The sequence below is a fragment of the Acinetobacter sp. MF4642 genome, from assembly GCF_002018925.1.
GTDB classification, from domain to species: Bacteria; Pseudomonadota; Gammaproteobacteria; order Pseudomonadales; family Moraxellaceae; genus Acinetobacter; species Acinetobacter johnsonii.
On sequence record NZ_MVON01000016.1, the window covers coordinates 1 to 12,642 of the forward strand.

General features: G+C 41.2%; 15 protein-coding genes and 1 pseudogene. 14 read left to right on the forward strand and 2 right to left on the reverse strand.

Annotated elements, in window-relative coordinates:
* The first annotated feature begins 220 nt into the window (after positions 1-220).
* From MF4642_RS09910 to MF4642_RS09975, 14 genes are all read left to right on the forward strand, one after another.
* Positions 221-919 carry a hypothetical protein gene (locus MF4642_RS09910; protein WP_227518536.1) on the forward strand — a complete coding sequence of 233 codons (699 nt, stop codon included), beginning with the start codon at positions 221-223 and terminating at the stop codon, positions 917-919.
* 107 nt (positions 920-1,026) lie between these two features.
* A complete protein-coding gene (locus MF4642_RS09915) occupies positions 1,027-1,299 on the forward strand; it encodes a hypothetical protein (protein WP_004983070.1) in 273 nt (90 codons plus the stop codon).
* Positions 1,300-1,887: 588 nt separating this feature from the next.
* On the forward strand, positions 1,888-2,283 hold the full coding sequence (locus MF4642_RS09920; protein WP_078426112.1) for a VOC family protein: 396 nt from the start codon (positions 1,888-1,890) through the stop codon (positions 2,281-2,283).
* A 637-nt stretch (positions 2,284-2,920) separates the two neighbouring features.
* Positions 2,921-3,586 carry an RluA family pseudouridine synthase gene (locus tag MF4642_RS09925; RefSeq protein ID WP_078426113.1) on the forward strand — a complete coding sequence of 222 codons (666 nt, stop codon included), beginning with the start codon at positions 2,921-2,923 and terminating at the stop codon, positions 3,584-3,586.
* Positions 3,587-3,863: 277 nt separating this feature from the next.
* Positions 3,864-4,820, forward strand: a complete 957-nt coding sequence (locus MF4642_RS09930; protein WP_078426114.1) for a DUF5660 family protein — start codon at positions 3,864-3,866, stop codon at positions 4,818-4,820.
* A 150-nt stretch (positions 4,821-4,970) separates the two neighbouring features.
* A complete protein-coding gene (locus MF4642_RS09935) occupies positions 4,971-5,357 on the forward strand; it encodes a ribonuclease E inhibitor RraB (protein ID WP_078426115.1) in 387 nt (128 codons plus the stop codon).
* 169 nt (positions 5,358-5,526) lie between these two features.
* Positions 5,527-5,973 (forward strand): SRPBCC family protein, encoded by a 447-nt coding sequence (locus MF4642_RS09940; protein WP_010327413.1) that lies wholly within the window; start codon positions 5,527-5,529, stop codon positions 5,971-5,973.
* 58 nt (positions 5,974-6,031) lie between these two features.
* Positions 6,032-6,382 carry a DUF488 domain-containing protein gene (locus tag MF4642_RS09945; RefSeq protein WP_078426116.1) on the forward strand — a complete coding sequence of 117 codons (351 nt, stop codon included), beginning with the start codon at positions 6,032-6,034 and terminating at the stop codon, positions 6,380-6,382.
* A gap of 179 nt (positions 6,383-6,561) precedes the next feature.
* Positions 6,562-6,900, forward strand: coding sequence for a zinc ribbon domain-containing protein YjdM (locus tag MF4642_RS09950; RefSeq protein WP_004695225.1), 339 nt, complete (start codon positions 6,562-6,564; stop codon positions 6,898-6,900).
* Positions 6,901-7,039: 139 nt separating this feature from the next.
* Positions 7,040-7,405: a 5-carboxymethyl-2-hydroxymuconate Delta-isomerase gene (locus MF4642_RS09955; protein WP_078426117.1), complete on the forward strand. Its 366-nt coding sequence runs from the start codon at positions 7,040-7,042 to the stop codon at positions 7,403-7,405.
* A gap of 233 nt (positions 7,406-7,638) precedes the next feature.
* The gene (locus MF4642_RS09960) at positions 7,639-7,974 is read left to right on the forward strand and encodes a YegP family protein (protein ID WP_004695228.1); all 336 of its coding nucleotides are present in this window, start codon (positions 7,639-7,641) and stop codon (positions 7,972-7,974) included.
* A 110-nt stretch (positions 7,975-8,084) separates the two neighbouring features.
* Positions 8,085-8,531 carry a YybH family protein gene (locus tag MF4642_RS09965; RefSeq protein ID WP_058870190.1) on the forward strand — a complete coding sequence of 149 codons (447 nt, stop codon included), beginning with the start codon at positions 8,085-8,087 and terminating at the stop codon, positions 8,529-8,531.
* A gap of 98 nt (positions 8,532-8,629) precedes the next feature.
* On the forward strand, positions 8,630-9,034 hold the full coding sequence (locus tag MF4642_RS09970) for an NUDIX hydrolase (RefSeq protein WP_078426118.1): 405 nt from the start codon (positions 8,630-8,632) through the stop codon (positions 9,032-9,034).
* A 38-nt stretch (positions 9,035-9,072) separates the two neighbouring features.
* The gene (locus MF4642_RS09975) at positions 9,073-10,128 is read left to right on the forward strand and encodes a DUF1176 domain-containing protein (protein ID WP_078426119.1); all 1,056 of its coding nucleotides are present in this window, start codon (positions 9,073-9,075) and stop codon (positions 10,126-10,128) included.
* Here the strand turns inward: MF4642_RS09975 and MF4642_RS09980 are convergent.
* On the reverse strand, positions 10,125-11,060 hold the full coding sequence (locus MF4642_RS09980) for a tRNA dihydrouridine synthase (RefSeq protein WP_176538203.1): 936 nt from the start codon (positions 11,058-11,060) through the stop codon (positions 10,125-10,127). The genes MF4642_RS09975 and MF4642_RS09980 overlap by 4 nt on opposite strands.
* Before the next feature lie 62 nt (positions 11,061-11,122).
* Positions 11,123-12,561, reverse strand: a pseudogene (locus tag MF4642_RS09985) (ATP-binding cassette domain-containing protein).
* Positions 12,562-12,642 lie beyond the last annotated feature (81 nt).

The window sequence follows — 12,642 nt, forward strand, 5'->3', positions numbered from 1 at the left end:
GATAATCTTTTTCAGATTCAATCAATAATTGAACCGCTCTTTCTCTGATTTCAGGGGTATATTTTAATTTTGTCATCGGAATAGTCTCTCAGAATATTGAGTCTCCGACAAACCCGGTACGGTTCATTCTGTTAAATGCTAAGCTTCAGCACAGATGCCAAAAATGAAGCATTTATTAGTGTGCTCGCTTAACTACTTTATTTAAAAAATTAACAAAACTATGAAAAAACAGTTCATTCAAACTTCTCTAATGTTCGCTGCAATGTTGGGTATATCCGCCAATTTGTATGCTGAAAATTTAAGCAAAGAGGATATTCAGCGACAAAAAGCCACCAGCCAATATAAAGCTTACCTTCCCACAAAATATACGGTGTTTGAGGTCGTGCAAGGGGACTTAAACAAAGATGGCTTGAAAGATGTGGTTTTAATCGTCAAAGGTACAGATCCGAAACAATGGGTCACCGATGAATACCGCGGAAAACTAGATCGCAACCGCCGTGGTGTGATTGTGTTGTTGAATACAAAAGGGCGCTACCAAAAAGTCGTTCAGAACCTGTCACTGTTTTCTTCAGAAAATGAAGATGGTGGTGTGTACTTTGTGCCTGAGTTGGTGCCCTCTATCGAAAAAGGCCTGTTAAAACTACATTATGCCCATGGCCGTTATGGATATTGGGCCTATCAGTTCCGTTTAGAGGGGCGTGATATGCGTCTGATTGGCTATAACAGCTCCGATAATTTCGGCCCTTATGTGAACAGCGAAACCAGTGTCAATTTTCTCACCGCTAAGAAGCTGGTCAGAGAAAATCTCAATAAAGACCCGGATAGTGACCCTAAATTTAAAGAAACATGGAGCAAAGTGAATGTTGCTCCGCTGTATTTGAGCAAAATTCAAGACATCGATGATCTGAGTCTTGAATAGTATTGGCTTAGTTTTTGCTAACTTATATTTCAAAAATGCACTTTTATGAGTGACGTGAGTCTGAGGCATCAGTCACATGACTGCTTGATCATGTATAGGGGAAAGCGATGGAAAGTAAAGAACTGGCTTTGAGTGTTGAAGAGAAACCTAAGCTGAGTACAGCTGCCCATTTGATGGCAGGCTGGCCTTTGTTTTTAGTGATGATTGGTGGTGCAATCGGTGGAGCCTTAGCTGTGGTTGCGTATGTAATTAACCGAAAAATCTATCTGTCTCAGCTCAGCAATATGCAAAAGGTGCTTGCCAATTTACTCTGTGGTATGTCTGCGATCAGTTTATGGTGGTTTATTGCAACATGGTTGCAAGGCTATATGAGGACTTAAGCGTTCTGAAATGATGGTGTAAAAAATGATAGAAGTTCATTTTTATGTGATGAAATAGATGATTCAACTGTCGTTATGAATATTTTTATCAAGTCTGGTTTTATTTATGGAAATATTTTTCATCATCGCTTGAAATTAGCTAATCTTCGGAAATTCATCCCGCACCAATTTGCTTAATATAGCGTTTAAGGGCACAGGAATCGAAAAGAGTAGTTTGCGACTCGTTATCTATCAGATCAGCGTCGTACTTACCCATAAGGTCTCGATTCAGCTTAGGATGCTATAGATTATCCATTTATAGGCAAAAGTTTAGAACTTACCCAGTTTTAATCGTTGAAGTTATCTCCTGATCCCTAGAAAGTAAATTATAAAAACAACACGATAAAAGACACGTCCATTCAAATATTTTCTTCCATTTTAAACTTCTATATTGCCCCGAATTTATCCAAATATTTGCTCTAACTGTGTCAAAACAAATTGGCGCTTTGGTTTGCGAAATCAGCTTAAAAAAAATTGCGATTTGATAACATTGGAACGCTTAGAGTTCTGCTATAACCATTAAAAGTCTGATAAAAATATGGAACAACAATGAAAATATATGTCACCAGCATCATGGTGGATAGCCAAGAAAAAGCTTGTCAGTTTTATACAGAAAAACTCGGTTTTAAAGTCAAACATGATGTACCTGTAGGTGATTATCGTTGGTTGACTTTGGTTTCACCCGAAAGTCCAGAGGGGGTTGAACTGCTACTGGAGCCTGATGCACATCCCGCGGCACAGCCGTTTAAAGCTGCAATTAAAGCAGACCTGATTCCCTATACTTCTTTTCAAGTGGATGACCTCGATGCGGAATATGAGCGACTCAAAAACTTAGGGGTGCGCTTTACCAGTGAACCGATACGGGCCGGAAAAGTCAAAGTTGCAGTCTTTGATGATACCTGCGGGAATCTCATTCAGCTGATGCAGGTCTGTGCAGGAAGTTGAATTTCTCATCTGTGATGCAGCAAAGAAATAAAATCCTGAGAAAAGCGCTTTTATGTGAGAAAAAAATCATAAATACGCTGCATTTGGGAAAATATTTTTTAGATAACCTGAAAGCCAAGATTTTTTTCCAAAAATAGCTAAAAAGACTTTATCTTCGGGAAACAATCCCGCCCTTGGATTGTTAAATTATATCTCAAGGGTGTGACGGGATCGAAAAGAGTAGCATGCTACCAGTGGCGCAAAACGCGTGAGTAGTACTTACCCAAAAGGTCTTGATTCGGCTTAGGACGCTATAAATCAAAAGTTTATAGGCTATAAGATCATCACTTACAAAGTTATGATAGTTGAAGTAAACAATATGTTTTCCCAGACACCCTAAAAAATTTGAACTCGAATAAAATATAAATCAAAAAAATAAATTTTAATATTTCCCAAAAAATCGAAAAATTCTGCTGTTGTAGTTTCACTTACATCATTTTATTTTAGACTTTCAATCCAATCAGCTCTGCTAAAAAGTTGGCTTTATATAGGGTGATGAATGCGTAGGATTAAGGCTGTTTTCCATATTGTTTGAATGATTGACAGCTGAAACACAGCTTGCTATTTTTCGCGCTCGCTTTTGTATGCTGTTATTCCCATGGCTCTAAATGACAACTTTATTTATGCACCGCCCCAAGAAGACTTGGTGATCGTTTATGAAGACGATGATTTGGTGGTGATTGAAAAGCCTGCGGGCTTGTTGTCTGTGCCGGGACGTTTACCAGAACACCAAGACAGTGCCTATTTACGGGTTTTAGCTCAGTACCCACATGCCAAAATTACCCACCGTTTAGATATGGCGACCTCGGGAATTTTAATGTTTGCCAAGCACCGCGATGCCGAAGTTGCTGTCAGTAAAATGTTCCAAGCCCGCACGGTGGATAAACACTATATTGCTTTAGTTCAAGGCCAGTTGGATGCCGAAGGCAGTGTTGAAGTGCCACTGATTACTGACTGGGAAAATCGACCACGGCAGATCGTGCACTTTGAGTTGGGCAAACCTGCAAAAACACTTTATCAAGCTCTTAGCTATGACATTGAGACCGATATTACGAGAGTTTTACTGACTCCGATTACGGGGCGTTCACATCAGCTCCGTGTGCATATGCAATATATTGGGCATCCAATTACAGGGGATAAGTTGTATCACCCTGAGCCGACACGAAGCCCATTAAAACGCATGGCTTTACATGCCAGTTTTCTCGCCTTTCAGCAGCCTTTAAGTGGACAATCGGTTGCGATTCATGGACGAGTGCCATTTTAACTATGTCACACTTTATTTACATTATGAGAAATACTTAAAATTTGGGATATCCGGCCGTTTAAAAAACCGTTAGCGTAAGTTGTGTAAGTGCAGTTTTATCCAGTGTGCTTATCTTTGTGGAAATTAACATTTGAGTTTGGCTTTTTGGCCATGGTCACGATTGATTGAAGTTGAATGAAAATAGGTTTGTCTGTTCCAAGGCTTACTGTTCGAATTTGATGTGTTCTTGCAGCGGAGTCTTTAAAAGAAAAATGACTTTTCCGTAGGGAGATAGGCCATGCTTTATGTATTTGCTGTCATTCTTGTGCTGCTGTGTGCGGTTATATGTTGGCAAACAATACACAGCCTTGCCCAAAAAAAGAAGATTGAATCCTTAGAAATCAATTTAGAGCGCAGTCGAAACAGTTTAGAAGTTTATGAACAGCAGCAAAGTGAATTACAACATCGGCTGACCAGTTTAAGAATTAAGCTTGGAACACTCAGACAACGCAATGAAACTTTGAGTCCTTACCAAGAAATTATTGATGTCGAACACTATGTCATTGAACGACACAACCAAGTTGAATTGTTTGCTGAAACGGTTAAATTTGATGCTGAACAAATGCTTAAACAATGTCGGCAGCGCATCGAAAAAGTACATCACTTTTTAACGGAATATGAGCGTAAAGCCAAAGAAATGAGCATGCTGCGTGCCAGAGAAAAACTGGGTGCTTTTTTTCATATGGCTGAAGAACGACAACATCTGGCTGAAATATCGAAGGCACTACACCATAAAATTGAAACCTACAGCCAGAGTTATCAACTGCCTTCGGAGCAGTTATTAGATGAACTCATTGAAGGCTATGGGAAAACGGATGCGGCCGGTCATCTACTGAAAGTTCGGCAACAGGTGACTCGTGCGGTTGAGCAAAATGAAGTTGTGACCTGTGCCTTTATGGATGAACATCGACGACTATCTGTGATGGTCTTGGTTTCACAGTTGTTTAATACCAAAGCAGATTTTTATTTACAACGTGTGAGTAAAGATAATCTTGGTCTTTTGATTCAAGCTTTGCAGGATGACTTTACCCTCATCAATCACTATGGTGCGGCCTTTGGTCATACTCAGATACAAGAGAGTTATCTGGCTTTACGCTTAGAAGAACTTAAATTTGCAGCCTTATTAGAAAACTTAAAAAGCAGTGATTTACAGTTTCAAGCGGACATTTTAGTTGAGCATCGGATTTTACACTAACACGGCAAAGCCAGCGTGAAATAAAGTCTAAACAACCTTCGAGAAATCAGACGTAACTGCTATAAAAATGAGCAAAATATGCTATGTTGAAGTCACTATTTTGTCACTTGCCAACGATATATTGGCTAAAAAGATAACAAGGACATACGCATGACACGTGATTATGAATTATATCCAGATGATGATAACGGAAATGTACTTTGGCAAATGGCTGAGGATGGTGACGACCTATCTGAACCGCATGAAATAGAATATTCGATTGCCTTTCAAGAGCAGTCACAAGCAGAAAAGTGTGCGCTGTATTTATTACAAGAAGAGCAAAAAATCACTTTGTTTGTCGATGAAGAAAGTGACGTATCTGAGTGGATTATTACCATTTACGTGTATATGGAACCTGAGTATTCAGACATTGTCGACTTAGAACAATGGTTTACTAAAATTGCAGAGCAGTTTGGTGGCGAATATGACGGCTGGGGCTGTATGGCCTATGTCTATGACGAAGAAGATGATGAGGATTATGAGCAAGGTCAGGCCTAAAAAATGGTCAAACTTAAAGCATGTTGAAAAACATGCTTTTTTTGTTGGTGGGTAGAAAAGCCAGCGGGCCGAGTTTGGCTATTTAAAAAAAGATGCACAAAAAAAATACAGTATGTGGGTTTGAGCGTTTTAAACTAAATCTGAATATTTGAAAAGAACGAGAAAAATCATGTCAAATAGCGTCCAATTACACCGCGTATTTAGTGCGCCCGTCGAGCGCGTCTATCGTGCTTTTACCACCGCAGATGCTTTAGTGAAGTGGATGGCACCACACGGCTTTACCGCACATGTAGATCAGTTCGATCTGCGTGAAGGTGGTCAATATCGCATGTTCTTTACCAACTTCAGTACAGGCATGCAGCATTCATTTCATGGCACTTATCATGAAATCGTTGAAAACAGTTTATTACGCTATACCGATGAGTTCGATGTACCTGAACTAGCAGGAAAAATTGAAGTACGTGTTGAGTTTAAAGAAGTATCTGTCGGTACAGAGGTTCATATTACGCAGTCTGGTTTACCCGATGTGATTCCTGTCGATGGCTGTTATCTGGGCTGGCAAGAGTCATTGCAACTCTTGGCTTTTTTAGTGAATCCAGACATTCCCGATGAATAGTGCATTGTCATCGTTGAACAATAGAATAAGTTGCATAAAAGAATAAAAGGAGTTTTGCATGCCAATACGCATGAAGCGGATTTATGCGCCTATTGAGGCCGAGGATGGTAAACGGGTTTTGGTCGATCGGTTGTGGCCACGAGGGGTCTCAAAACTTGAGGCCAAAATAGATGAATGGCCAAAAATTCTCACGCCATCCAATGAACTGCGGAAATGGTATCACCAAGACATGGTGGCACACTGGGATGAGTTTAAAGTCCGTTATATGAAAGAACTGGAAGCACATCCCGCCGAGTTGAATGATTTGCGCCAACTGGCAGTGCGTGAGCAGATCACGTTACTCACCGCAGCCAAAGAAGAACAGCATAACCATGTGGTGATTTTGAAGCAGTGCTTGGAACAAAAATAAGCGTTGGAGTGATGCCATTACAGTTAAAATTTATATTGCTCTAAGCCTTATTTGATCTATCTTGTGACAAGGTTAAAGCCTTAAAATAAATATGTGTTTCGCATCGTTTTCATCTGAAAAATGCTATATTGGCGTTTTGAGCAATGTGAATTGCTTATTTTTTTATTTTTGAGGTTTTTATGTCTTTACCCAACTGCCCAAAATGCCAGTCCGAATATACCTATGAAGATGGTGACTTGCTGATTTGCCCTGAATGTTCAAACGAATGGAAAGAGGGAGAAGCAACAGAAGAAGTGGTGGCAATTAAAGATGCTAACGGCAACTTACTTGCTGACGGTGACACGGTAACGGTGATTAAAGATTTAAAAATTAAAGGTTCGTCATCGGTGGTGAAAGTCGGAACCAAAGTGAAAAATATTCGTTTACTGCCAGATGCCGCAGATGGTCATGACATTGACTGTAAGATTGACGGTGTCGGTGCGATGAAACTGAAATCTGAGTATGTGAAAAAAGCCTAATGCGCTGAGTTTGCAGTTCGAGATTAAAACGGAGTCAATTAGACTCCGTTTTTGTTTTTTAGCCATTTTGAAAAGACATTTAAGCGTTGAAACACCAGCACAGCATGCTATAAAGATAAAAACTGTTGAAGAATACGTTATGCCACATATCCACCTTGAATATTCAGATAATATCGACACCCTTGATGTTAAGCCGATGTTACTGGCGTTAAACCAAGCTTTGCTGGATGGTCAGTTTGTACAATCGGGCAATGACATCAAAAGTCGTGCCATTCGACAGTCCGATTTTGTGATTGGGGTAGAAGGCGATGCGCAGGCTTATTTGCATGCCAAAGTGTCTTTATTAAGCGGACGAGATGAAGCCACTAAGTGTGCCATTTCGAGCAAATTACTTAAAACATTGCAGCAAAACTTTACCGCTCCTCAGGATTTAACGGTACAAATTTGTGTAGAAATTATTGAAATGCCAAAAAGCAGTTATAGCAAATTGGTATTAAAAGCATAAAATTATGAAGAGTGCCAAACCGTTTATTGGGCCGAGCTAGTGTGTCATTTAAACGGTTTGAGGCTGTCATGCGTTATTCATATAGCGCTGTTATTTTAAAAAAATAAAATCTGGGCTGGTAGTAAATGCACTTTTTTTTATAAAAGAAGTCATTTATATTTTATGAAATTGGATGATTTTTTATTCGGTTTTGGTGGATTTACAATCACTTTAAAATAACAATAGGTGAGCTTATGTCAGGATGGTACGAAGTAAGTCAGGCAAATGATGGCCAATATCGCTTTGTTTTAAAAGCGGGAAATGGTGAGGTCATTTTGACCAGTGAACTGTATAAAGCAAAAGCGTCAGCACATAATGGAATTGAGTCGGTGCAAAAAAACAGCCCCGATGATACGCGTTATGAACGCTTGGAAGCCAAAAATGGTAAACCTTATTTTAACTTAAAGGCTGCCAATCATCAGATTATTGGTACCAGTCAGTTTTATGCCAGTGAGCAATCCCGAGACAAAGGCATTGAATCGGTCAAAAACAATGGTTCAAGTACCACGATTAAGGATTTGACGACTTAAGATCAGATTACATATTTTGCTTGTTTTAAGAATTAAAGAAAACCGCGTGTTTGCTATGGATGGCGCACGCGTTTTTTTATGCGGTTTGATTTGTAGTGTGGGAGTGCGATGTGGATTTTCGATTAGTTGGAGATGAGCATGCAGGGCATGAAATTATCTTCAAACTCAAACAATGGGATGATGCCATTTGTAAAATGGACGTACAAAATATCATTCGTCTTTGTCAGAGTGATGTCAGCTTGTTTGATATTGGATTTGAGTTGCAAGGCGTGCAAGCCTATCAAGAATTGTGGAGACGATATGCCCCATTTTTTCAGGGGGAAATCAAAGTGTTCAGGCGTAACATCAATATTTTTAGTCGTGATGGTTTAGCTTTTTTACATTGTTATTCTAAATTGGATCATGCCAGTGGCGTTGCAACCCCAGAGATTCCTTGGTGCAGAACCACGCTATGTTTTCAAAAAACGGCAGGTGAGTGGTTGGTTGCCCATCAGCATATTTCGGTGCCTGTGGACTTTGAAACTAAAATGTCAAAGCCGATTCATTTTCCAGACTGAGCTCGATTATAGCTTTGGCTTGGGTACAGATTGAGCCACCTCCGTTTTGCTGGGCTATGTTTGAATGACAACATGAACAACTTAAGAAGAAGGTATCTATGGCATTTCAAGATTTTTACCGACTGAGTTCTCATGCGGTGCTAACCAATGATGCAGGACAGGTTTTATTACTGAAAGCCAATTATGCCGATCAGGCTTGGGGACTACCCGGTGGAGCCTTGGATATGGGAGAAACCATTCATCAGGCTTTACTGCGTGAGTGCCAAGAAGAACTCGGTTGTCAGGTTCAGATCGAGTATTTATCGGGTGTGTATTTTCATTCGGCAGTGACCTCGCATGCCTTTATTTTTAGATGCCATTTGGCTGCATCTGCTGAGATCAGGCTCAGTGATGAACATACGGCTTATGCTTGGTTTGATATAGATCAGCTGTCGAAAGTACAACGGATACGCGTTGAAGATTGTTTAAATTATACAGGTATCGTGCAAAGCCGCAGTTTTTGAGTGCAAGATTATATTCCTCTAAAGTGGAGTGAGTGCATATGTTGAATAATAAGATCATAAAACGAAATAGTCCCATTATTGGTGTGTTGCTGATGAGTGCCTTGAGCCAGTTGACTCATGCTGAAACGGGTAACTATTTTATGCATAAAGACTGGGAGCTTGCCTGTGATAATACGGGTATGTGCCGCGCGGTAGGGTATCAAAGTGATGCTCAGTTTGGTCATCCAGTTTCATTACTGATTTCTCGTCCGGCAGGTGCAGGCAGTGCGGTGCTCAGCCAAATTCAAGTGGCTGAGGAGTTTACGCAGGATACTGAAGCCAGTTTAAATGTAGGAGGAACATCTCTGGGGAGTCTGACCATCGATGCCAAGAAAAGTACAGCGAAACTGTCCAGTGCTCAAAGTGCGCAGTTGCTAAAGGCTTTGGTAGGTGCAGAAGATATTCGTCTTACGACCCAAGCACAGCAATGGCAAATTTCAACTGCTGGGGCAAATGCAGTTTTGCTTAAAATGGATGATATACAAAAACGTGTAAATACACCGAACGCGGTATATCAAAAAGGCAATCAGTCTGAGCAAAATGTTCTACAGCCCAAAGCCATCCCTCAAATTGGTATTACGGGATACCGACCTGCGGTTGCCAGTCATTTTGCCGTGGACAGTAAAATTGCAAATCAACTCTTTAAAAAATTAAAAGCAACAACAGATGAACAAGACTGTCCAAATCTCTATGAGGCACAGTTTTTTGAGGAAGATCGGGTTTCAGTCTATCCGCTGAATGTGGAACAAGTGGTGGTTCAAGTGCCATGCTGGCGTGGGGCGTACAATGAAGGTCTAGGCTATTGGGTTATGGACAAAGCATTGCAAAAGATTCAGCAGCAAGTCACCACATCAGGCTCAAGTTTTAGTGAGGCGCAAATTTTCTCAGAGCAAAAAGGGCGGGGTATCGCTGACTGTGGTATTCGTTCCGAGTGGGCTTGGAATGGAAAGGCTTTTGTCCTCAGTTATCAGGCTCAATCGCAGCAATGTAAAGGCTTTGCAGGTGGTGCGTGGAACTTACCCACTTATGTCGCGATCGTTGCGCGAACGGATTAAGTCGCGCTTGCGTTTAGTTTAAGAATAATGTCATCCAGCGGCTTGATACGTTTGACTTCATCCCAGAGGGCTTTGGCTTCAGGATAGTGTTTAGACATCATGCCCAACCATTGCTTATAGCGTCCGACCATATTCATTTCTTTCTTATACCCGCCGTTTAAGAAACGGATTTGTAAAGTCAATAGCTCATTCCATGTCAGCAGAGGCGTATCGATATTTTGACGAATACACTGGGTCAAATCGGGTGTGGTCACGGCACCACGTCCAATCATCAAATCTTCACAGCCAGACTCTAAGCGACACTGTTTCGCGTCTGCATTGTTCCAAATTTCGCCATTGGCAATCACATTGATTTTCAATGCTTCACGAATCGGGCGGAGCTGATCCCAAAAAGCGGGTGGGGTATAACCATCGGCTTTGGTACGTGCATGAACCGTAACCCATGCTGCACCTGCATCTTCAATGGCATGAGCATTGTCCAACATAAAATGTCGGTCCATATAACCTAAGCGCATTTTCGCAGAAACAGGAATGTGTGCAGGAACCACATCACGTACTGCTTTGACCAGTTCATGTACCACTTCTGGCTCATCTAAAAGCACAGAGCCACCACGATGACGGTTCACGGTTTTGGCTGGACAACCAAAGTTCATATCAATGGCGGGCGCACCGAGTTTCACTGCACGGATGGCATTGGCAGCCAACATTTCAGGGTCATTGCCCAAAAACTGCACATGCACGGGTGTTCCCGCCGCTGTTTTTCCGCCATTGAGTAATTCAGGGCAATACTGGTGGTAAATATGATCGGGTAAGACCGAATTGGTCACACGGATAAACTCGGTCACACACCAGTCGAAGCTACCTACAGACGTGAGCACATCACGCATGATTGGGTCGGTTAAGCCTTCCATTGGTGCAAGAATGAGTTTCACAGCGGTGTCACCAGTCAAATAGAAAAACGGTGTTATACGCAAATCCGATCACGCTGTCTAGTCTAATGCGTTTGGGTTAAATCGAAATAGCTTTGAATCTGTGTCTCCTCGACAAAGGCGTCATCATGTGAAACTAAAATAACCGCCCCTGTAAAATCGCGTATAGCCTGTGCCAACAGTTGTCTTGAGTTGATGTCGAGATGATTTTCGGGTTCGTCCAGTAACAGTAAGTCCACAGGCTGTGCTGCGAGACTGATACACAGTAAAGCGACTTTGAGTTGTTCACCGCCACTGAGTAGTGAGATGGGAAGCAGAGCCTTATCTCGTCGAATTCGAAGTTGCCCCAATTGATTCCGACACTCCTCATCGGACAAAGACGGATTCAATAATTGTAAATTGTGTACCGCATTCAGTTCTGGATTCAGTAGGCTAAAGTTTTGATCTAAATATAACGATGCTCCACGCTTAAAAATGTCTCCCGATTGAACATGACTATGATTTTGAATGGCACGAAGTAGGGTCGACTTACCTGAACCATTTTGGCCGCGCAGTTGGATTTTTTCTCCGTTGTGTAAGGCGAAAGAAATAGGCGAGATAGAAAGTGCTGCTAAACCCACTTCTTTCAAACGAAGAATTTCACCAGTTTGTTTAGGTTGAAAATGGAAATCAAACTTTTGTGACTTAATCTGTTCTAGTTGCTGCTGTTTGTTTTTGAGCTCATCTTGCGCTTGTTCCTTTTGGCGAAGTTGTTGCTGCGCGACTCCCGATAAGGTTTGACTCGCACGTTCTTTTTTAAAGTCGAGTAGGATTTTGGCTAGGATCAATACTCGGTATAGTTGCAATGGAAGTGTTGCAAACCAAAATCATTTAAAACATAGGTATTGGAGATTTGATTTAACAATGTGCGGTCGTGGCTAATGACTAAACAGCCCGCAGGATGCTGAAGGATTTTTTGACTTAACCATGCACGACTTGCATGGTCTAAGTGATTACTGGACTCATCAAGAAGTAAATAATGCCCAGTTTGTAAAAAAAGGCGACACAGTGCCAGTTTGATTTTCTGAACTTCACTGAGTTGAGAAACCGAGCTAGATAGATCTGTAGGTAAGTTGGCACTTTCCAGTAATTTCAGCCACTCAGTGGGTTGATGCCATGCATGTTCGACGCGGTCATAGTCTTCAAAGCTCGCAGTCGATTGTTCAATACGCTGAAAACTTGCATGCAGATCAGCGATGTTAAGGGCTTCGGCAAGCGTACAGTTGCTTAAACGCTCAAGCTGACTTAAGTAGGAAAATGGCATATACCAAATCACTTCGCCACTCGCATAATTGGGCATGTGCGCCTGAGTGAGTAGGGACATTAATATTGATTTGCCTTGACCATTACGTCCAATCAAAGCTGAACATTGAGCAGCGGGCATTTCAAAGTTTAAATGCTGAAAAAGTGGTTCATGAGCAAATTGAACGCTGAGATTTTTTACAGTACAGGCCTGTTGGGTCATTGAAGACTCCTTTATACAGGACATACAAAATAAATTTTTATAGAGATATAGAGCAGTAAATAAGTTTATTTTGCACGTCAG